The organism is Microcystis sp. 49638_E5, from assembly GCF_021300285.1.
Taxonomy (GTDB): domain Bacteria; phylum Cyanobacteriota; class Cyanobacteriia; order Cyanobacteriales; family Microcystaceae; genus Microcystis; species Microcystis aeruginosa_C.
The window spans coordinates 43498-64858 of record NZ_JAJTDH010000040.1; the positions used below are offsets into that span (position 1 = coordinate 43498).

A 21361-nucleotide genomic window follows, 5' to 3' on the forward strand; every position below is an offset into this window, starting at 1 on the left:
TATTTTATTAGTGGTATTCCGATATCTTTGCAGATTTTATTAGCGAGAATATCCCTAATTTCCGTATGTCTTGGAATCGCAGATCTTTTATTTAATTGGGGGTTAAACCACCAAGAATGGCTAGGACTTGCTGAAAAAGTACGGGCGAAGCATTCGGATAGAAAATCTACGGTTTCACCGATAGGTTATTGTCCGAATGCTTCGCCCCTACAGGACGCGGGCCGATGAAGACGCAAGGTTTTGAACGACGATTCTCTCAAAATCTTGCACCTGTGAGAGCAAAACAGAACCCTAAAACTCTTACCTCGTCTATATTTAACATTTATTCAGCAAGTCCTATCTACCAATCTATCTGAACAGGATATTTTGCTAATATTGAATCATGGCTAATCAGTCTAGCATTTTCAAGATTAGCTTGAGCAACTAACAAGCGGTCAAATGGATCTTTATGGATGTTAGGTAAAGTATTTAAAGCTAAAACATGGCTGACTGTAATTGATAAAAGGCCAATTTGGTTAGTTTCCTGCTGAGTATTAATCATTTCTGCTAAAGGTATCTTGAGTGATAGTTTACCTAGTTGTAGTTTGATTTGCATTTCCCAAATACTTGTAATACTAAGTAATAGCGTATTACTAGGATTTCTACACAGTTCTAAAGCTCTTTGAGAGAGTTTTTCTGGTTCGCTATCCCACCAAATAAATGTATGGGTATCTAAAAGAAATTTCATGATTCACCTGTCCAAAATTCTTCAGGAAGTGGCTCATCAAAATCTTCGCTAGTCCCAATTTTTCCAGCGTGTAGTCCTGGTTGTCGTAACTTAGGAGAAGGAGTTTCAGACGTTGTTTTTTCAGTATCTCCCCAAGGAATTAGACGAGCTACAGGCTTGTTTCCTTCGGTTATAATAATTTCAGTATCTACCTTTATTAAGGCAAGTAGTTCTTGTAAAGTTAACTGTACTTGATTGAGATCAATAGTTTTGTTTGACATGAATAATTTTCTCTCTTTATTTACTTCACAAAATAAAACAGGATTCAGTGATAACTGCCTCACAAGTTAATAAAGGTTTGGCAACTTTTTCCCATTGCTGAATTGACCAATTGTGATAATTATCACTCCGGTATGTCTTGGAATCGCAGATCTTTTATTTAATTGGGGGTTAAACTACCAAGAATGGCTAGGACTTGCTGAAAAAGTACGGGCGAAGATTCGGGCAATAACTTATCGCTGAAACCGTAGATTTCCTATCCGAATGCTTCGCCCCTACAGGACGTGATCAATAAACTGTTTGCGTTTCATACAACAATTTTCTCTTCTTGGTAGTTTCCCCTAGTAGCGGAAATTGCTTCCTGTTTATTCAATTCTAATGCTTCGCTAAGAGTAATTTTTAGGGTTTCTAATAACTGATCACGAGATGCTTCTTGACAGTTAACTCCCGGAATTTCTTCTATCCAACCAATCCACCAATCTCCGTCTGGCTGAATGATAGCTGTGTAGGTGTTAGTCATAGAATATCTCCTTAGCTAAAATACAAATATATATTATTATACTCGATTTAGGAAACTCTGAAACCGCTCATCTCCCCGAATCTGCTCAAAATCTTTATCTGTTTTCGCCATATCTTGATATTCGACATCAAGATTGATGGCGCTTTGTAAGTTTTCGATAGCTAATTCCACATTATTTTGTAAGCCATAACAGCAAGCTTTATTGTAGTAAGCATTAGCATGATTTGGATTAATTTTAATAGCACGATCACAAGATTCTAGTGCATCTTTATATCGTCCCATACAACTTAAAACATATCCTCGATTATCCCAAGCTTCATGCTTATCGGGTTTAATTTCTAAAGCTCGATCGTAGGATGCGATCTCTTCTTCAAATCTGCCTAAATTACCTAACGCAACCCCTCGGTTGTACCAAGCTTCATGCAAATCGGGTTTAATTTCTAAAGCTCGATCGTAGGATGCGATCGCTTCTTCAAATCTGCCTAAATCATCTAACGCACTCCCTCGGTTGTACCAAGCTTGATGGTCATCGGGTTTAATTTCTAAAGCTCGATCGTAGGATGCGATCGCTTCTTCAAATCTGCCTAAATCATCTAACGCAAACCCTCGGTTGTACCAAGCTTGATGGTCATCGGGTTTAAATTCTAAAGCTTTGTCGAAGGATGCGATCGCTTCTTCTAATCTGCCTAAATTACCTAACGCAAACCCTCGGCCGTACCAAGCTTGATGGCAATCGGGTTTAATTTCTAAAGCTTTGTCGTAAGAGGCGATCGCTTCTGCAAATCTGCCTAAATTACCTAACGCAAACCCTCGGTTGTACCAAGCTTGATGGTCATCGGGTTTAAATTCTAAAGCTTTGTCGAAGGATGCGATCTCTTCTTCAAATCTGCCTAAATTACCTAACGCAATCCCTCGGTTGTTCCAAGCTTCATGGTAATCGGGTTTAATTTCTAAAGCTCGATCGAAGGAGGCGATCGCTTCTGCAAATCTGCCTAAATTACCTAACGCAAACCCTCGGCCGTACCAAGCTTCATGGTCATCGGGTTTAATTTCTAAAGCTTTGTCGTAAGATGCGATCGCTTCTGCAAATCTGCCTAAATCATCTAACGCAACCCCTCGGTAGTTCCAAGCATCATGGTCATCGGGTTTAATTTCTAAAGCTTTGTCGTAAGATGCGATCGCTTGTTCGTATTCTTTTCCCATTGCATGAATTAGGCCTTTTTTATGCCACAATTCAGATGCTTGAACAGGATCGAGAGATGGGGAATCGCTTAAATAGGCTTTAATTTCGGCTAACTTTTCCTGTCGTTGTTGGGGAGTAAATTGCTTATAGGTATCGAGATCGCCGTCTAAATAAACCAGTCTTCTAATTTCTCTTTCCAATATGTCCTTATCCGTCGGAAATTCATAAACTCCCGAATACCAATCAAAAAAATCCGACGCACGACGAATAAAATACCGCAAGGCAAATTCCGGCAATAGGAATACTAAAGTAAAGGGAAATTGCCGCTCAAATCGCTCACGGGATAAGTTTAAATAGCCTAAAATCTTAGGAACTCCGGCCCAGGTTCCCCCATAAACCGGACTTTGACTCGACAAGAAATAGCCTTCACTTTCCGCTTCTTCGTAGCGCAGTAGTGCATTTTCTAAACCGCGCACAAAAAGAATGTTTAGATTGGTATAATTTGGTAAATCGACAATTTTCTCATACAAATTATCGGTTTCTGAATCAAGCTGCAGGACTTGAATATTTTTATTAGGTAAATCTTGACTGACTCTCCGAATAATCTCATCAGCTTGCACGGGAGAACAGCGAACAAAGAGTAAATTAAAGCCATTTTTTCGTCTCAGCGATCGCAGTAATGCTTGATAGGATTCTGCTGCTGTTAGGGGTTGCTCTTCTCGCAATCCTTCAAAATCCGATTCCTGAAAGTTAGTTAAGGGTTTTACTTTTGGGTTTGTCATTATTATACTCCTCCCGGTGTGGGTTGGCTGAGGATTGCGTCTTTAAACTCCTTAATTTCGGTAATTAAAGGATGCACATCATACCAACTTTTCAACTCTGCATCTGCATCAAAATAAGCATATTGTAAAATACAACGATTGAATAATAATTTACGATGAGCTTCATCATTTTGAATTTCGTTGGTACGATATACCTTAGCCAGAATTTTCCACTGCTCGTGTTCTACTGTTCTCTGATAGACATCTCTAGCTTGAGTTATTGCTCTTTGAGCAGCTTTTGCGGTAATAGGTAAAGCATCCACATGATCTAAAGCGGTTTGCATTAATAAAATTAGGTTTCGTACATGACCTCCAGTCATTAAACATAATCGCTCCAGAACTTCTTGACTTTCAAAAATATCTGTTTCTAGCTTTTTCTTCGGTAAAAATTGCTGCGTTCTTTTCTCAATAATAGCCTTAATTTTTGCCATACCATCAGGATTAATAGTACGATCAAGATTGCGGATCATAATCATCGGTAAAACCATCGGGTCATTATCATAAATATCGCGTAGATCATTAGCCCGATTAGAATAGGCCATTGAAATAGGTATAGTATAAATCAAATGACAATTTAACCCCTTTAATTGATTAGCCCGATCTAAAAAAATCTCATCATGATTAGTTTTATGATCTCGCCGATATATCGGTACAATGCGATCTAAGTTATCAACAATTACCACTAATTTTGTTGAATCATCTAAGACAGTTTTGCTATTATCAATAAACTCATTTAGTGCTGTTAACAGCGTAACAGTATGAGGATTGATTTTATTTCTTATTTCTTGTCTTTGACTGGGAATTGCCCGAATCGCCGCAGACAATTTACCAAAGTATTTAATCAAGTCTCCCGTTTCTAATTTGACATCTTCCACTTTAATTTCTGTTAAAGCTAAATCAATTAAATCCTGCCAACGAGATTTTATCCAGTTTTTTAAGGGGGTTGAATTAGCCTGTTTTAGTTGTTCTAATAAATGGCGCGTACAGGCAATGAGAATATCTGTATATTGAGCATCTTCTGGATCGATATCGTCTTCATCTGCCGCAAAATAAACAACAAAACAATTTTTTTGCTCTAGATATTTTTTCAGCCGCAATAATTCCGTGGATTTCCCCCCTCCTCGATGTCCTGTGTAGAGTTGATGGGTGTACTCTGTTGGCAGCGAACGAATAATTTTTCTGCCTAAATCTTGACAAACATCAGCATCCGCTCTCACTGCTTTTAGATCCACATAAAAGGGACTATCGGCAGGTAAAGGAACTGGTTTAAAGGCATTAGCAAGATTAGCGATCAATTGTTCAGACATAGGCGACTATAGCTTAATTGATGTCATTATTATAACAATACTTATTGACAAGATGTTATACCAAATCCGCTTTTAATATTACGACTAACTCTCGATCGAACTTCAAAAACCCAGTTATGGATTTTTTCCCCCTACTCCCCACTCCCCAATTCATAATTCATAATTCATAATTCATAATTTCCCCACTCCCGATTAAAATTGAATTGCACTCATATCTAGGGATAAAAAGCGATCGAGTCCTAAATACATCCAATAAATAGAGTTTGGGGATTCCTGAATAGTTTTTTGAAATCCCAAGACGGCGGCTAATTTCTCATAATCGGGATGAATAATCAAAGTATGTAAATCGCAGAGATTAGGAAAATCTAAGGTCATTATCTGGAGAGTTTTTTGGGCATCTTGCAGGAAGATTAAACGATATTTTTCTAAATAATTAGCATCAATCATCCAACTGCGAATAAATACCGAAAGACAATTTTCATCTCCCACAGATGCCATTTTAAAAGGATCCTGTTCGTTGATCGCACTTAGATGTAAACTCTTGTTAGGAGAGGTAAAAAAATTCGCTTCCGACTCGTTTGCGGTGGGATAGAGGAGATAAAAACCGACGGGATTAAGATTATCTACCCGACGCAAAACTCGCATACCTGTGGTGTAATCTTTTGACCAACCCCGCAACAGACGAGAAATGCGATGGGGAATTGCTTCAGCATTGCGATTCATCCAGTTATAATTGCGTGTCAGCAAGTTAGCCACAGGAATCGCATCACAACGGGGATTAAATTGATCTAATTGCAATTCTACAGATGATTCCGAGCTATCAGGCTCTAAAATCCCCGTAATTGACTTGATTTTAATTCTGGTTGTGTTGCCGTCAAAAATTTTTTCAATTAAACCAAGGGCCGCTAATTTATCTAACATCATACCCGCCGAGCGTTCGCTGCCCTGGTCCTGATCCTGATAAAATAAATCCGATGCTTGCCGATGGGTACAGATAATGGCAGTGGTGGGAAAAATTAACTGGGATAAAGGGGGTTTTGCCTGTCCTTCCTTGGCGATCGCATAAATCCAGAGACGCAGAAAACAAGTGGCACGCACCCGGGTTAATCCCACTCTCCCCACCAAGCGCTCGATCATTTGTTCTTGTTTTTCCCAAGAATACCAAATTTTCAGGTGTTTGCTCTCCATCTTTTCGGTCCTAGATTCTGACAACGATTATACTTGATACTTCACCCCACTTCACCCCACTTCACCCCAGTTCTCAACCCTCCCCCTACTAGATAGCGCTCATTGTTGTTGCACCTCTAGAAGAGACAAAATGGGTGTAGAAACATTTAGGAGACGATTATGAACGATAAAAAATACGGTACTGCTCCCAGTCATACTCAAGCGTGGATTTTTCAAACTTGGTTATCTTTTATTGTCTCTATTTCTGCCACTTCTTTAGGAGTTATTTATCTACCAGTAGATGCGTGGATTAAAGGTTATTTAGGCATGGGTTTACTATTTACCGTCGGTTCCACCATTAATTTATCAAAAACTGTCCGTGATGTCGAAGAATCTAAACGCTTAATTAATCGCATTGACGAAGCAAAGTTAGAACGGATATTGAGTCAGTACGATCCCTATAAGGAGTAGTTTTTCCCAGTTATTGGTTATCAGTTTTTTCGATTATTCTCACTCTTTTTTCTGACTTAGGAGAGTTTATATGCTATTCACAACTAATCTAATCAGTGTGACCAAAGGAATAATTTCTCTTTTACAAAATCCCAGTAACATTATGTCTGTATATGATATTGAAGATGGCTTAAAAGAGAGTTGGTTACAGCGATTATCTTTGCAATATGTTAAAAGCGATCGAGCTACCGCCCAAATGATTGCCCAAAGATATCTAGCCGCTAGTCCCTGTTTAGAAACCTTGCTAAAACTCCCGGAAGATTCCCTAGGTTATCATTATGCTACTCACCTAATTAGTCTCAATTTTGATCCTAATTTTTATCGGTCTATTCAGGTCAATTCCGACACAGATTATCTGCTGCTTCGCCTACGGCAAACTCACGATATCTGGCATATAGTCACGGGTTTTGGTGTCGATGGCATGGGAGAATTGCAGCTGAAAGCTTTTGAATTAAGTCAAACTCGTCGCCCTCTAGCTATTGTACTACTTTTAGGGGGATTATTGGGAGCTTTATTTTCTTCGCCACTTTCCTTACATTCTCTCTGCAAAGAGATTGTCATCGCCTATAATTTGGGCAAAAATACTCGACCTTTTTTAGCGCAAAAATGGGAACTAGCTTGGGAGAAATCCCTGCTAGTTTGGCGGCAAGAATTGGCAATCGTCCACTCGAACCTAGGAAATTAATTTTGCTGGACTACTTAAGTAAGTGGTTATAATTAAATTGAGGATAGATTTTGTCTTTGATTAATCCCCCCTTAATCCCCCCTTGATAAGGGGGGTGCCGATCCCCCCTTAATCCCCCCTTGATAAGGGGGGTGCCGATCCCCCCTTAATCCCCCCTTGATAAGGGGGGCATATGATAATTTTTAACGCCTCCCTACTTAGAATAATCGACTAAACCGAATAAATCCCGATTAATCGGAGAAAATAAGACGATTTGCCCATTCAGGGGTCAGAGGACAGAAAAATTCTCAGACAATCGGGAAAAAGTGACAGGGGAAAAATTTTTCCGAACCGGAGTAGCCAAAAAATCCCAGTCCGGTTAAAATTGATTATCGATCGATTGTGTGAGGAGTCCGACCCCCATGACCAATAAACACACAGCCAGGCTGCTGAGCAGTTACCTGCAGCGCCTGCCTGCTCATAGTTGGCTCGTCCTAGTTTTTTGGGCTTTGATTATCGCTCCAGTCCAAGCTGCTGTCGAATTACGCATTGCCATCAGTAAAGGTGTTAGTGCCGTCTCCGTGGGTAGTTCCACCGATGCTGTGGTGAAAGATGGGGCCGGGAGAGTCCTAGGAGAATTAACCGCCATGAATGCCCTCAATGCTAATCCCAGAGGAAAAGCGGTGGGTTTGGCCGATTGGCAGGCCAGTCAATTGATCATCGAACCGGAGAATGATGGTTACGTCTGGATTAACGATCGCTGGTATCGAGGACGCACAAGGATCATTCGGCAAGGTTCTGGGGTGACAGCCCTAAATTTAGTCGATTTAGAGGAATATCTCTATAGTGTCGTCGGTGCGGAGGCGATTCCCTCCTGGCCGCAAGAGGCCTTAAAAGCCCAATCTGTGGCGGCGCGTACCTATGCTCTCTACCAAATGAACACTTCCGGCAATCGCATCTACGATCTTGATACTACCACCCGCACCCAAGTTTATAAGGGTCTAGAAAGCGAGTTTACTAGCACCCACGAGGCAGTTAAGGCCACCGCCGGACAAATTATGAGTTTCAACGGCAAACCGATTCTAGCGGTGTTTCACTCCTCCTCTGGGGGCCACACGGAAAATGTCGAGGATGTTTGGAATTCCCCCTTACCCTACCTGCGCGGTGTCGTCGATTACGACCAAGTGGCCCCGGTATTTCAATGGTCAAAAAACTTTAGCGCCGGGGAATTAGGCCGTTTAATCGGTGGTGTCGGTCGTGTGCGATCGCTATCTCCCGAAAGGACCACTCCCCACGGACGAGTGATTAGAATGCGTATAGTGGGCGATCAAGGCTCTAAATTAATCTCTGATACCCAATTACGGCGAATACTCGAGCTGCGTAGTACCCTATTCACGATTTCAGCTAATAACGGTACTTTTGCCATTAATGGTCGCGGTTTCGGTCATGGGATCGGTTTAAGTCAATGGGGCGCTTTTTCCCTCGCTGACCAAGGGGTGACTTATGACCGCATTCTCAGCCATTATTATCAAAATGCTCGTTTAACTGAAATGCCCAATTAAAAAGGCTGTCAGCCGTTTCCAGTAAACTGATCACTTATAACTGATAACTGATTGTGAGATAATGTCTGATCTCACTTGTAATTTTTGACTTGCATGACCATCGTTACCGAAGCCTTAACCGAGTTGGAACCAGTCATAAAAACTACCTTTACCGTCGAGGAAATTCGCCAACTACTGCCCCATCGTTATCCCTTTGCCCTAGTTGATCGGATTATTGACTATGTACCAGGTAAAAAAGCCGTTGGCCTAAAAAATGTCACGATCAACGAGCCTTTTTTCCCCGGTCATATTCCCAGTCGTCCCTTGATGCCGGGGGTGTTAATTGTTGAATCCATGGCCCAAGTGGGGGGAGTGATTTTGACCCAATTACCCGGGATGAAAGGGAAATTTTTTGCCTTCGCTGGCATTGATAAAACCCGTTTTCGTCGTCCTGTGGTGCCGGGAGATCAATTAATCATGACGGTGGAATTATTATCCTTCAAGATGAATAAAATTGCTAAAATGCAAGGGGAAGCAAGAGTCGATGGGCAATTGGCCGCCCAGGGCGAAATGATGTTTTCCGTCTTTGATTGACCTATGAATTTTGATCGAGATCGTCTCCGACAAGAACTAAATTTATTTGCTATTCTAGGGGCTTTTATTACCAATATTTTCGCTAATATTTTTCCTCTCAAGGGCGAAAATATCGGGGCTATCTCGAATACAGTTTTTCAAGATGTCTTAATTGTTCCCGCTAATTATGCTTTTGCGATCTGGGGATTAATTTATCTGGGTTTAATTAGTCTGGGAATTTACCAAGCTTTGGCTTTTAATAAAACTGAACCGCGTTTGCGTCGGTTAGGCTACGAATTAGCCATCGCTAGTGCTTGTCAGATTCTCTGGGTAATTCTTTTTCAATCCCGTTTTTTTGCCCTGTCTTTACTGGCAATGCTAGGCATTTTAATTTCTCTCATCCGGCTCTATCTCCGCTTAGAAATTAATCGCTTGATTGTCAATCGTAAACAGGGTTTATTAGTTAATGCTCCTATTAGTATTTATTTCGCTTGGATTACCGTGGCCACAATTGTCAACGTCGCTTCGGTGCTAGATTGGATCGACTGGCAGCGATGGGGTCTAACTGACCAGATCTGGACGGTAATAATCCTGGTTATCGGGGCGATAATCGCAATTTTAGTCGGTTTAAACCGAAAAGATCGGGCTTTTATCGGGGTGTTTATCTGGGCTTTCTTGGCGATCGCTGTTAAACATATTTCTCTGCCTCTAATTGCGATAACGGCGATTATATTAGCGATTATCCTAACTTTTCTGGTTTTTAGTGGCAGTTTTCGTCCTCTGAGTCGTTAAAATGCGGGGTCACAGCGAATTTCGACGATAAAGCCATCGGGATCGTAGAAGTAAACCCCTCTCCCAGTCGGCCGGGTCACGGGTCCACTAGCAATAGTAATTCCCTGACTTTGTAGCACTTCTAGGGCAAAATCGAAGCATTCGGGGACAATATCGAAGGCTAAATGGTTGGCACGGGTAAAAGCGATTTCGGGATTGTCGTCGGGAGGGTTTAAATCTGGTTCCCAAAATAGGTCAATTACTGTACCATCGGGGGTGATAAAATTGGCCACTTTTCCCTGGGCAACTAATTCTTTTAAGGTGGTGGGAATTTTTTCCCCCACTAATTCCTCTAAGCCTAATATTTCCCCATAAAAATGACGAGAAGCCTCCATATCTTTGACGTTGAAAGCGATATGATGGACTTTTCGCAGTTGACCAATTTTGAGTTTTTTTGTGGTTAAGGAAGGGCTAATAGTCATTTTAGTTAGGGTTTGCTGAAAAAGTTTGTTGGTGGGGTGTGGGGTGTGGGGAGAACAAATAAAAATAATCTCCTGACGATGGGCAACTTAAGAGTTAATTTTTTGCAATAATTGCCGAATTGATTCCGCATCTTGGGCGTTGGGTAGGAGGGCAAGATAGAAGCCTAAATCCTGTTGCGCTCGGCTGAATTGTCCAATTTGATAGTAAACTAAACCTCGATCGCGCAGCTCTAGGGGATGATTAGGAATGAGCAAAAGTAGTAGATCTATTGTCCGAATTGTCTGAGACCATTGTTGACGATTCAGGTAAATATATTTTAAATTAGTCAACAAACGTAATAAAATTTGCTGATTGGTAGCAATATTGAGAAAATGTTCTTCTAATTTAACTGGCTGTTGATAAACTTGACTTAATCTTTCTTGACAGTCCTGTTTAAATAAGATTTCACCACCGTGAAAGGGATCGACAAAAATTTCCACTTCCTCGAAATCGGGACGGATAATAAAATGGCCCGGCATACCAATTCCTACCATGGGAAAATCGATCTGTTTGGCAATCTCTAAGTAGATAATCGAGAGAGTGAGCGGAATACCCGTGCGGCGCTCGATTACGTCATTTAAGTAGCTATTGCGGGGGTCATAGTATTCTTGGGTATTACCAGTAAATTGTAAATCTTCAAACAAATATTGATTGATAACCTTGACTATTTTTAAAGGATATAATCTATCGGGTAAGCGTTTTTTTACCTCGTCAGCCATTAAATTTATTCTATTTAAATAGTGATCAATCTTGAGGCGCGGATATTCAAAATTGGCTATTTGTAGGGCTGCCCGAGCTAGATTTATCTCAGGGTCAGGATGTTGAATTGTTTCGATGAAGGCTTGGTATAATAGTTCAAGGGTCATTAGAAAAGGGTATTAATCAGATTATCAACTATTTTAACTGATGCTTCCGGTTTTATCGCTTCTCTTTTCCGATCACCATTAAAGGTTCAGTGATTTAGATGAGCTTTCCCTGGAGAAGTAGCGAGAAATCTTTTCAATATCTAGATTAACCACGGCTTTTTCTAAAGGGATCGTGCGACAATTTTTATTTTGAGACTGCACTTGATAAACTAATTGATTTGTCCAATCTAAAGCAGTTAACCAACCACTTTGAGGATGATAAACCCCAGTTTCAATGTCTAGCCAACCGTTGCCGCGAGCTAGTTGTCCCGGTTTGACATCGGGAAAGGTAAAGGTTAAAGTATGACCTGTGATAATTAGTTTATCCTTGAAATAGGGTTGGGTCATGGCATGAAATTCGTTTCTAATCCAACAAAACTGCTCGTTTGTTTGCTGTTCAAGGGGATATTCTGGGTGTACTCCCGCGTGAACTAACCAAATATCTCCTAGGTCTAAATAAGCGGGTAGAGATTGGAACCAATTGATATGCTCGGCGGGTATATTGTTATTATAACTTAGTAGTGTCGCCGCCCCGCCACTCTCGATCCAGCCGTTAAACCATTTTTCAGAAACTTCTTTTCCTGCCAGAGCTTTTAAGAGCATATATTCATGATTTCCTAGGAGACACTGATAGTTATTTTTGATCACCAAATCCACCACTTCCAAGCTCTGCTGTCCTCGATCGATTAAATCTCCCAGAAAATAAACCTCATCCTTACTATCGGGAGCAACTCGGTTTAATAGTCGTAAAAGTGCCTGAAAACTGCCATGCACATCTCCGATAATAATACGGCGCGGTTCTTGAGTCTGTTTCCTTATTTTTCTAAAAAACACACACCCCTCCCTAATCACTGAGATTGCTACTCTTTTATCGCTAAAAAAGTAGTTTTTATAAAGTCTTAATTTTATTATAGGACAAAGCTTTCCTTCTGACAGTCACTCCCTCCTAAGAACTGCGGCAGAAAGGCTGTAATTGTTTTGTAAAGTATTTTTGCAATTTCTGGACAGGAAGCGGGCAGGTTATGGTATTATCTTTTTATGATCAGTTTTTATATAATCGGACTTAAGGGTATGACAGCAGGCACAAATATTCCCATTATATAAAAAAGTATCTCAAAAAAATGCACACTTGTCAAGCATTATCAAAAAAAAAGTTTTTTTTCGAGATTATAATAAAAAAAATTAGTTTTCTGCTTCTATGATAACCCTAATTAACGCTAGAATTCCCGCCCATCAGGATCGACAACAAATAGAGATAAATGCTGCTGGAAAGATCGAGAGGATAACGGAGATGGAGAGAAAGACAAGAGGGGAAAAGATTATCGATATGGAAGGGGATTGGCTATCGTTAGGAGGAGTAGATTTACAGATCAACGGAGGATTAGGATTAGCATTTCCCGACTTAGAAATAACAGATCTAGAAAAGTTAGATAAGATTAGCGATTATCTGGGGAATCAAGGAATTGATGGTTATCTTCCCACCTTAGTAACCACGTCCGTGGAGAAATTTCAAAAATCCCTCTCAGTAATTGCCAAATATATCGAGAAACAGCAACAGGAAAATCGAGCGAGCGCGCAGGTTTTAGGAGTACATTTAGAGGGACCATTTCTAAACTATGAAAAAAGGGGAGCGCATCCGGCCCAATATCTTGTAAACCCAAGTATAGAAACAATAGATAAAATCTTTGGGGACTACTTATCGATCGTAAAAATTATCACCCTAGCCCCAGAATTAGATAGTAGCGGTACGGTGATTAAATACCTAAGCGATCGAGGGATTACCGTCAGTTTAGGACATTCGCAAGCGAGTCAAGAAATAGCCAAAAAAGCCTTTTTACAGGGGGCAAAAATGGTTACTCATGCCTTTAATGCCATGCCTCCTTTACACCATCGTCAACCGGGGTTATTAGGGGAAGCAATTATCAATCGCGATGTGTATTGTGGGTTAATTGCCGATGGTCAACACATCCATCCAACCATGATAGAATTATTACTAAAAGCCAGTAATTATCATCGAGGAATTTTCTTAGTTAGTGATGCTTTAGCGCCGATCGGTTTAGAAGATGGTGTCTATCCTTGGGACGAGAGAGAAATTGAAGTTAAACAGGGAACAGCAAGACTTTTTGATGGTACTTTAGCGGGAACAACCTTACCCTTATTACAAGGAGTAGCCAATTTAGTTAACTGGGGAATATGTGATTTAGAAACAGCGATTCTTCTAGGGACAGAATCCCCCAGAAAAGCGATCGGATTAGCGGGTTTATCCGTGGGACAACCTGCCAACTTTTTGCGCTGGCAATCGGCATCAAATTGGGAAAGATTGGATTTCCGCCAGCATTTTGGCCTCTAACTGTTGAATGAGAGTATCGAGATCCACTTCGAGGCGATCAAAACATTCAGGAGGGGAAAGATCGGGTTGAAAATAAATCAATTTTACCTGACCATCACCGATAGCAACTATAGCCACTTCTTCGCTGGGATTATAGCGATAAATAATCCCAAGCATCTCTTGAATTTTGCGATTAACCTGGCGATTTAATTTCTCTAGAGCCTCCCTAGAACAACAGACAAAATGGGGCTGGGGTTTAAGATCGATGCCCAGGGTTTCTTGGGTATCTTTTCCCCATTCCGAGAGTAAACCCCACATTAAACCGGCTAATTCCTGTTGATTTTCTTGCACGAATTGATCTAATTGATAGCGCCATTGATTAGCGGGATCATCGGGGATTGGTTGTTCAAATCTCATCATTAGCCTCTTTTCAGTTATCAGTTATCAGTTATCAGTCCTTGATAAGGGGTGTGCCGATCCCCCCTGCCCCCCTTGATAAGGGGGGTGCCGATAGGCGGGGGGATCCCCCTTAATAAGGGGGGAAAGCTGAGAATTTTTAACACCTACCTACTTAACGACGGTATTCATCACCGCAATCACCGATCAACTGCAATAAATCCCGGGATTTTTGCAAGACATGATCAATTTTTTGATAGTCTTGGGGGGATAATTGAAAATCGAAAATACGGGCATTTTCTTGGATATGTTCAGCAACACCCAAACGCACCCCGATAATTGCCCCGGCTACGGCCTTTTGTTCGAGAACGTAACGCACTGCCACATTAGGAATGGTGACGTGATAGGAATCAGCGATCGCTTTAAGAACGGTTAATAATTCTTGGAATAATTGCCAGTTTCCCCAAGCATTGATCATGTTTTTATATTTCCGTAAACTAGCGGTATTGAGACTCATGGCATTGGGTTCGGGATGACCGAGATATTTTGCCCCTAATAAGCCTCCTGCTAGAGTACCATAGGCGAGTAGATAGATGTTATGTTCTTGGCAAAATTGCGCCATTTTGACGAGGGGACGGCGATCGATTAGAGAAAACTGGACTTGATTGGAGACTATTTTAATCCCGGCGCTGAGAATAATTTTTAAATGTTCCGTGTCGAAATTAGTCAAGGCCAGGTGTTTAATTTTGCCTTCCTGTTGTAATTCTCCTAAAAAATATAAGGCATCTAGATAATTTTTATCGCGATAATCCCACCAGTGAAACTGCAATAAATCGAGACTATCCACATCCATGCGACGTAGGGAAATAGCGATATTTTTTTCGACTATTTCCTTAGTCATTTTACCCGGACGGGGAACCCATTTAGTGAAAGCTTGCAGATTATTTAAAGCATCAATGCCCCTTTGGGCGACTAATTGACGACGAAATTCACCGATAAAATCTTCGGCCGGACCGTAATGATCGGCCAGATCCCAAGTGGTGAAACCGCCATCTAGATAGGAGAACATACTAGAGATCGCTTTTTGGGGTGCGATCGAACCATGGGCGCCTGAAACTTGCCACATTCCGTTCAAAATACGACAAATTTCCAGATCGGGGGTAAACTGTAAGCGACGAGATTCGGACATGGGAATTATGAATTATGAATTATGAATTATGAATTGGGGAGGGGAGCATCTCACCTTTGTAACCCCTAAATCAGGTTTTTATGTCAAGCTATTTTGAAAGCCTTGCTAGAAAACAGTTTTAGGGATAAGTATAATTACTCACTTGCATAAATGAGATGCTCAATTGGGGAGTGGGGGGAGAGGGAAGTGGGGAGAAGGAAGTGGGGAGAATAAATAAAAATAATCTCCTGACTCCTAAATACTGACTCCTGACGGCTAAAAAGCCGATGAATCTACTTTCTTAAATTATCGCCCGATTTTACCCTGTTTCGTTGAACAGATCGATCGTACCTATCCAGAAAAAAGCGGCAAAGGGGAAGACTTTCGGAAAAATCTCCCCCTTTTTGGGTTTTTACTTCTCAATTTTTGCTGGGTTAATATTCCACTTCCAATCGCGCTGCGGTGACAGCATCAAAAGCGAAAGCGAGAACTATAGGCATGGGACAAGCGAGGGTGATACAGAGAATTAAAGCTGTCAAAGTCAATCCGATCGCCACTCCTAACCAAAGTTTTTCGGCAGGGGATAGACCTTTTTGGCGCTTAATGTTTTGTAACACTTTGGTGGGAATTGGTTCTGGCATCACGGCATTGGGAGGGAATGCCCAATAATTACTGTAGCGTTCGAGAAATAGCTCTGTCCAGCCGTTTTCTTGACACCATTCTTGAATCCATGGTTCGTGAAAGTGTTTCATTGCTTCCCTGTTGACTTTTTCCGGTGATTACTATAAACATCTCCTGATGTGAATTTCATCCTAGCAAAGCTATCTTAAGGGTCGATCGGATTCAATAAAACTTAATATATGAGTAGTCGGTGGGTAAAATGTATTCTAAGATACAGTGCCAGCGAACGACCAGAACGAACCACAAAGACACAAAGGACACAAAGATCGATCGCTCCTATATAAGTTAAACCGATCGCACAAAAGGAAATAATTGTTAAGTAGCTGGTTATAATTAAATTAAAAATGGGTTTGAGGTTCGATCCCCCCTGCCCCCCTTGATAAGGGGGGTGCCGATAGGCGGGGGGATCTGAAAGTTTTTAATACCTACCTACTTAAAAAATTTCGGTTCTCGATTCGGTACAGATTGCCTGTAATTTTTGGTCCCAAGTATCGACGGGAAGGGTATCGAGATAGGCAAAGTCAAAGACAATCCCGATCGAGGGGATAGCTTGCCATTCGGGGGAATGTAAGAGACGATCAAAATAACCCCCCCCGTAACCTAAGCGATAACCTTGGCGATCGCAAGCGACGGCGGGAATTAATAGTAAGTCCACTTCGGCAGGTAAAATGAGAGGAGCGATCGCTGTTGGTTCGTAGATGCCATAACGATTTAATTCTAGGGGATCATCGGCAGTCCAACAGTGCCAAGTCAGGCTATCTCCGTCACAACGGGGAAAACCCCAGCGATGGTGTTGGCAAAATAAGGAACTTAAATCCGGCTCCTGACGATAACTGAAGTAAGCGAGAATGGTTTTAGCGTGTTGAAAGAGGGGTAAAGATTGTAAATTTTTGCAAAGTTGCTGACTATTTTCTTGCCAAATATGCTTAGGAAGCGATCGTCTTTGGGTAATTAGTTGTTTGCGTAATTGGGCTTTTTTGGTAGCAGAATCCATAAAATAGAGATAAATAGGAGAGTAAGTAGCTGGTTATAATTAAATTGAAGATGGATCCCCCCTTAATCCCCCCTTAATCCCCCCTTAATAAGGGGGGCATCTGACAGTTTTTAACACCTAACTACTTAGTAAGAACGATGCTAAATCTATTTAACTCGCTTTTTGGGCGTTATAACGAGAATATCAAGGCCAATGTGGAAATTTACACGTGGGCAACTTGTCCCTACTGTATTCGGGCCAAATGGTTGCTGGGTTGGAAAGGGGTAAAATACACCGAATACAAGATTGATGGGGATGAAAGCGCTCGTCAAGCCATGGCGGAACGGTCCAACGGTAAACGCAGTGTACCACAGATTTTTATTAATAATGAACATATCGGTGGTTGTGATGATTTGTATGCTTTGGATGGTCAGAAAAAATTAGATAATTTACTGGCTAAATGTGGGACTATCTAAAGTCTATTGATGAAAAAGCCTATGAGAAACATCGGCAATGGATGCAGTTAGCTTTAAATTTAGCGGCAACTGCGGGGGATCGGGATGATGTACCTGTGGGAGCGGTTATCGTGGATAAACAGGGACATTTAATCGCTCAAGGGGCTAATTGCAAGGAAAAACACCATGATCCCACCGCTCACGCCGAAATTCTGGCGATTCGTGCCGCTAGTCAAGTTTTAGGCAATTGGCACTTAAATGATTGTACCCTCTACGTCACCCTCGAACCCTGTCCCATGTGTGCCGGGGCAATTATTCAGGCTAGATTAGGATTATTAGTGTACGGTGCTGACGATCCCAAAACAGGAGTTATCCGCACTGTGGCTAATTTTATAGATAGTCCTTTTTCTAACCATCGTTTACCGGTAATCGCGGGAATTTTAGCTAAGGAATCGGGGGAATTATTACAAACATGGTTTGAGAAAAAAAGAAATGTTTAAAGGAGTCAGGGAGATAGGAGTCAATAAGCTGTAATGCCTCTTAGCTTAAAACCCCACACCCGACACCGCACACCCTGCCTCTAGAAAAAACTTTTTCAGCAAACCCTAATCAAACAAATAGTTAAATCCTGATAAAAATCCTCCTGTTTTAACTCCACTTTTGATTGAGAAGCCAGTAAAAGTAAAGCCCAAAAAATCGCCACCTTTTCCTGTGTTGCCGAGTGACTAGAGGGTTTTTCCGCTTGCCATAAATCTAATAAATACTCAAACTCTATCTCCTTTTTCTCTAATTGAAAAAACTTTCTTTGCAAAAAAAAGTCCAGTTCCGCTGCCAATTCTGTCAGGTTTTCTTGGTGGGCCAATTCCGTGATAATTTGTACCGCTTCCCGTCGGGATTGGGGCCGGGGTTTCGGGACAACTACAGGCAGTTTCGGTAAAGCTTCAATCTCTAGGGCAATCTGTTGTAATTGAGTGATTAACTCCTGTAAAGTTACCCGTCTTTTGCGCGGTGGTGGGGCGGCAGTACGACGGCGAATATGATTTTCTAGATAACGGGGTAAAGTTCTTAATTCCCGTTCTAACTCGCTAATTTCCTCATCAATCAGACTTTCTTCTTGCTGGTCCAAAGACAATCTTTCTAGGGTATCAGCCTTAAATAAAACTAACATAGAAGCCCATAAAAAAGCCTGTCCTGATTGGGGTAAATTAGCCTGGGCCATGGCTAAATCTAGATCATTTAATAACCCCAATTCCGCCAAAAAGCGATCGATCACATCAATAACCTGCACATCCCAGGGGTCAATTTCTCCCTGTTCCGCCATTTCTAAAAGAGAGGCGATCGCATCACTGGCCGAGGTGATAGTCATGATTGTAGAATCTTGTAGGATCTCAAAGGATAAAATTTAGCAAGCAAAACCATGGACATATCGATCGCTGACCTGCGCTTGGACTACAATCTCGAAGAATTGCTAGAGTCAGAAACATCTGCCGATCCTTTCATTGTATTTAAACAATGGCTAGAACGGGCGGTATCTTCGGGAAGATTGGAACCCAACGCTATGACTTTAGCCACTATTTCCCCGGAGGGTAAACCCCGGGCTCGCATGGTACTGTTAAAAGACTTCGATCCTCGCGGTTTTGTTCTCTTTACCAACTACCAAAGCGCCAAAGGACAGGAATTAATCGCCAATCCCAATGCAGCCCTAGTGTTTTGGTGGGGAGAATTGCAACGGCAAATTAGGATCGAGGGAACTGTAGAAAAAATCAGCGAGGAGGAATCGGATAATTACTTTTTTGTCCGTCCCTGGGAATCCCGTTTAGGGGCCTGGGCCTCCAATCAAAGTGAAGTGATTTCTGGGCGAGATATCCTCGAAAAACGCCTGACAGAACTAAAAGAAGAATATGCGGGTCGTGAAGTTCCCCGTCCTCCTCATTGGGGCGGATTTCGCCTAATTCCTAGTTTAATCGAGTTCTGGCAAGGTCGCCCCAGTCGTCTCCATGATCGTCTCTGTTATTATCGTCAAGAAGATGGCAGTTGGCAAAGGCAACGTTTAGCTCCTTAGTTTGATCTTGACACCTTGTATTGGCAAAATAGCTCGATACTAATTCAATTTGTCATTTTAGTCTTGAGATAATATTAGGTCGATGTCTTTTCCCAACCCGCGCTTTCCTTAGCGATTGGGTTGGGCTATTATGTCATTTGAGAAAGGCAATCCGTCCGCCCTAAAGTTTCAGAAAAACGATAGAATTGAAAGGGTTTTGGTCTGCATCCTTCAAAAATAACTAGAGAATTATGGACATCAATAAAGTTGGACTTCGAGAAACCTTAGAAGCATTGCGGGTTGAACTGAGTAAATCTATTTTAGCCTCTGAGGGTGAGCAGATTCGCTTTCAAGTGGGTGAAATTGAATTAGAGGTTCAATTTGTGGTTGAAAAGTCGAAAGATAGCAAAGGTGGGCTGAAATTTTGGGTAGTAGAAATGGGTGGGGGTGTCACCAATAAAGATACGATAACCCATAGAATTAAAATTCCCCTTAAACCCATTGGGAAAGATGGAGGACCTATCAAGACAGCAAGTGATGATATTCCCGATTAGAATTTTATACCCCTAGGGACGCAATGCTTGCCCCCAAAGCAGTTAATTTGTAGGATGGGTTAGCGAAGCGTAACCCATCGCCATCCCAGAAGAATAGGTTACATCAATCCGATAAGTTATGCCCCAATTCCAACCCGATCGCGCTTTAGAAATTGTTGCCCCTAAATACGGCACTGCCTATCGAATTGGGGGACGTTTACTCTTGACTTGTCGGCATCTATTTGATAATAGTAACGACTGTAAAGTACGATTTAGATCAGCATCAGACTATTCTGATAAGCAAGACATAGACGCTCAAGTGATTTGGAAAGCCCCCGATAATATAGATATAGCTTTAGTAGAATTACCAGAAACTATCGAAACTTGTGATCCTGTAGGTTTTGGGGTGTTACCTGATGCTAATACCACAAAAAAAGTTAAATTTGACTGTTTGGGCTTTCCTTTATTTTTACGGTATTCTGAAGATGGTATAAAATACGCCACAGGGTTACATATTGAGGGAACTATCGATGTGTCTAATCGTGCGCCTCATAACCGTTTGTTATTAAATATTAAAGATAGTCAAGACATACAACCCACCGATGAACAGTTAGAAAGATTAGCAGAAGATCAGTCACCTTGGCAAGGAACATCGGGATCAGCAATTGTTTGTAATGGGTTAGTGGTGGGTGTGCAGAAATGGCATCAAAATCCAGATCGTCCTGAATCTTTAGAAGCTGAATCTTTGGCAAGAGTTTATGACAATCCCGAATGGGGTGAGATATTAGAAAGTCATGATATTGATCCTGAACCTAAACCCGTTATATCCGCTTCTTTAAAATCTTCTTCCTATCGCAATCAGTCCCTATCTTTCCCCTGCTTTGTTACCCGAAGCCTTGCAAGTTGCCAGAGGGATTGGGGATGAATCCAAACAGGGTGAGAGCATCTCAAACGCTATTGACAATTAGCCAATTTTGTGAACCGCTTGCTGTGTGGGCATTTCAAGTGATACCAGTCAATCAGAATAGTTACGAAATATTCACATTTGGTCGATTTTTGCTTAACAATTGAGATGGCCAATTCTCCTCAAATATGCCTGAATCGCTCTCTGGGTAAGCAAATCACATAAAGTTGATTTTGTCAAGAATTGTTAAGATGCGCTTACCCTGGGATGGGTTAGCGGTAGCGTAACATTAGCGGGTGTTGGGTTTCATGCTTCAACCCAACCTTGTATATTGAGAGAGGTGGTAGACCGTCCCAACCTTGGTCAGAAAAGACCGCTTCGTAGCAAGGGTCACCACCATAATCTCCCTGAC

25 protein-coding genes are annotated in these 21361 nt (G+C 41.5%); 11 read left to right on the top strand and 14 right to left on the bottom strand.

Annotated elements, in window-relative coordinates; all coding sequences use genetic code 11:
* Positions 1-340: 340 nt before the first annotated feature.
* From LW728_RS12945 to LW728_RS12970, 6 genes are all read right to left on the bottom strand, one after another.
* Complete coding sequence (locus LW728_RS12945; RefSeq protein ID WP_287766906.1) at positions 341-727, bottom strand: type II toxin-antitoxin system VapC family toxin; 387 nt, start codon at positions 725-727, stop codon at positions 341-343.
* A complete protein-coding gene (locus LW728_RS12950; RefSeq protein WP_002796475.1) occupies positions 724-987 on the bottom strand; it encodes a type II toxin-antitoxin system Phd/YefM family antitoxin in 264 nt (87 codons plus the stop codon). The genes LW728_RS12945 and LW728_RS12950 overlap by 4 nt, the downstream gene beginning before the upstream one ends.
* 305 nt (positions 988-1292) lie before the next feature.
* On the bottom strand, positions 1293-1505 hold the full coding sequence (locus LW728_RS12955; RefSeq protein ID WP_104396960.1) for a hypothetical protein: 213 nt from the start codon (positions 1503-1505) through the stop codon (positions 1293-1295).
* A gap of 36 nt (positions 1506-1541) precedes the next feature.
* Positions 1542-3470 (bottom strand): tetratricopeptide repeat protein, encoded by a 1929-nt coding sequence (locus LW728_RS12960; protein ID WP_287766908.1) that lies wholly within the window; start codon positions 3468-3470, stop codon positions 1542-1544.
* Between the two features lie 2 nt (positions 3471-3472).
* The gene (locus tag LW728_RS12965) at positions 3473-4816 is read right to left on the bottom strand and encodes a P-loop NTPase fold protein (RefSeq protein ID WP_287766909.1); all 1344 of its coding nucleotides are present in this window, start codon (positions 4814-4816) and stop codon (positions 3473-3475) included.
* Positions 4817-5008: 192 nt separating this feature from the next.
* Positions 5009-6004, bottom strand: a complete 996-nt coding sequence (locus tag LW728_RS12970; RefSeq protein WP_287766910.1) for a hypothetical protein — start codon at positions 6002-6004, stop codon at positions 5009-5011.
* A 159-nt stretch (positions 6005-6163) separates the two neighbouring features.
* On the opposite strand from LW728_RS12970, the gene LW728_RS12975 reads away from it, so the two are divergent.
* The 5 genes from LW728_RS12975 to LW728_RS12995 all read left to right on the top strand — a co-directional run bounded on the left by LW728_RS12975 (position 6164) and on the right by LW728_RS12995 (position 10063).
* Positions 6164-6454 (top strand): YiaA/YiaB family inner membrane protein, encoded by a 291-nt coding sequence (locus LW728_RS12975; protein WP_149978304.1) that lies wholly within the window; start codon positions 6164-6166, stop codon positions 6452-6454.
* A 70-nt stretch (positions 6455-6524) separates the two neighbouring features.
* On the top strand, positions 6525-7178 hold the full coding sequence (locus LW728_RS12980; protein ID WP_287766912.1) for a Coq4 family protein: 654 nt from the start codon (positions 6525-6527) through the stop codon (positions 7176-7178).
* Positions 7179-7579: 401 nt separating this feature from the next.
* Complete coding sequence (locus LW728_RS12985) at positions 7580-8719, top strand: SpoIID/LytB domain-containing protein (protein ID WP_002802011.1); 1140 nt, start codon at positions 7580-7582, stop codon at positions 8717-8719.
* A 93-nt stretch (positions 8720-8812) separates the two neighbouring features.
* Positions 8813-9292: a 3-hydroxyacyl-ACP dehydratase FabZ gene (fabZ, locus tag LW728_RS12990; RefSeq protein WP_002734156.1), complete on the top strand. Its 480-nt coding sequence runs from the start codon at positions 8813-8815 to the stop codon at positions 9290-9292.
* A 3-nt stretch (positions 9293-9295) separates the two neighbouring features.
* Positions 9296-10063: a TspO-related membrane protein gene (locus LW728_RS12995; protein ID WP_002802021.1), complete on the top strand. Its 768-nt coding sequence runs from the start codon at positions 9296-9298 to the stop codon at positions 10061-10063.
* On the opposite strand, the gene LW728_RS13000 is transcribed toward LW728_RS12995, so the two are convergent.
* The 3 genes from LW728_RS13000 to LW728_RS13010 all read right to left on the bottom strand — a co-directional run bounded on the left by LW728_RS13000 (position 10060) and on the right by LW728_RS13010 (position 12303).
* The gene (locus LW728_RS13000) at positions 10060-10524 is read right to left on the bottom strand and encodes a VOC family protein (protein ID WP_002802022.1); all 465 of its coding nucleotides are present in this window, start codon (positions 10522-10524) and stop codon (positions 10060-10062) included. The genes LW728_RS12995 and LW728_RS13000 overlap by 4 nt on opposite strands.
* Before the next feature lie 87 nt (positions 10525-10611).
* Complete coding sequence (locus LW728_RS13005) at positions 10612-11430, bottom strand: SirB1 family protein (RefSeq protein WP_287664429.1); 819 nt, start codon at positions 11428-11430, stop codon at positions 10612-10614.
* Positions 11431-11508: 78 nt separating this feature from the next.
* A complete protein-coding gene (locus LW728_RS13010; RefSeq protein ID WP_287664427.1) occupies positions 11509-12303 on the bottom strand; it encodes a metallophosphoesterase family protein in 795 nt (264 codons plus the stop codon).
* Positions 12304-12667: 364 nt separating this feature from the next.
* Here LW728_RS13010 and nagA point away from each other — a divergent pair, with 364 nt between their 5' ends.
* Positions 12668-13819: an N-acetylglucosamine-6-phosphate deacetylase gene (gene nagA / locus LW728_RS13015; protein ID WP_287664425.1), complete on the top strand. Its 1152-nt coding sequence runs from the start codon at positions 12668-12670 to the stop codon at positions 13817-13819.
* Here nagA and ccmS read toward each other — a convergent pair.
* The 4 genes from ccmS to LW728_RS13035 form a co-directional block, all read right to left on the bottom strand.
* Positions 13775-14215 (bottom strand): beta-carboxysome assembly chaperone CcmS, encoded by a 441-nt coding sequence (gene ccmS, locus LW728_RS13020; RefSeq protein ID WP_002802030.1) that lies wholly within the window; start codon positions 14213-14215, stop codon positions 13775-13777. The two genes, nagA and ccmS, sit on opposite strands and share 45 nt — an antisense overlap.
* Positions 14216-14369: 154 nt before the next feature.
* The gene (locus LW728_RS13025; protein ID WP_287664422.1) at positions 14370-15383 is read right to left on the bottom strand and encodes an aldo/keto reductase; all 1014 of its coding nucleotides are present in this window, start codon (positions 15381-15383) and stop codon (positions 14370-14372) included.
* A gap of 413 nt (positions 15384-15796) precedes the next feature.
* Positions 15797-16114 carry a slr1957 family protein gene (locus tag LW728_RS13030; protein ID WP_002762345.1) on the bottom strand — a complete coding sequence of 106 codons (318 nt, stop codon included), beginning with the start codon at positions 16112-16114 and terminating at the stop codon, positions 15797-15799.
* A 362-nt stretch (positions 16115-16476) separates the two neighbouring features.
* Positions 16477-17037, bottom strand: a complete 561-nt coding sequence (locus LW728_RS13035) for a 5-formyltetrahydrofolate cyclo-ligase (RefSeq protein WP_002804573.1) — start codon at positions 17035-17037, stop codon at positions 16477-16479.
* 137 nt (positions 17038-17174) lie between these two features.
* Between LW728_RS13035 and grxC the strand changes: the two genes are divergently transcribed.
* Positions 17175-17492, top strand: a complete 318-nt coding sequence (grxC, locus tag LW728_RS13040) for a glutaredoxin 3 (protein ID WP_002751734.1) — start codon at positions 17175-17177, stop codon at positions 17490-17492.
* Positions 17477-17971, top strand: coding sequence for a tRNA adenosine(34) deaminase TadA (gene tadA / locus LW728_RS13045; protein WP_104398378.1), 495 nt, complete (start codon positions 17477-17479; stop codon positions 17969-17971). Before grxC ends, tadA begins: the two co-directional genes overlap by 16 nt.
* Before the next feature lie 95 nt (positions 17972-18066).
* Here tadA and LW728_RS13050 read toward each other — a convergent pair whose 3' ends face one another.
* Positions 18067-18837 carry a segregation/condensation protein A gene (locus tag LW728_RS13050; RefSeq protein ID WP_066029422.1) on the bottom strand — a complete coding sequence of 257 codons (771 nt, stop codon included), beginning with the start codon at positions 18835-18837 and terminating at the stop codon, positions 18067-18069.
* Positions 18838-18888: 51 nt separating this feature from the next.
* Here LW728_RS13050 and pdxH point away from each other — a divergent pair, with 51 nt between their 5' ends.
* From pdxH to LW728_RS13065, 3 genes are all read left to right on the top strand, one after another.
* On the top strand, positions 18889-19533 hold the full coding sequence (gene pdxH / locus LW728_RS13055; RefSeq protein ID WP_002802042.1) for a pyridoxamine 5'-phosphate oxidase: 645 nt from the start codon (positions 18889-18891) through the stop codon (positions 19531-19533).
* A 230-nt stretch (positions 19534-19763) separates the two neighbouring features.
* Positions 19764-20066, top strand: a complete 303-nt coding sequence (locus LW728_RS13060; RefSeq protein WP_287766913.1) for a trypco2 family protein — start codon at positions 19764-19766, stop codon at positions 20064-20066.
* Between the two features lie 118 nt (positions 20067-20184).
* Positions 20185-20970, top strand: coding sequence for a trypsin-like serine protease (locus LW728_RS13065; RefSeq protein WP_287766914.1), 786 nt, complete (start codon positions 20185-20187; stop codon positions 20968-20970).
* The last annotated feature ends 391 nt before the right edge of the window (positions 20971-21361 follow it).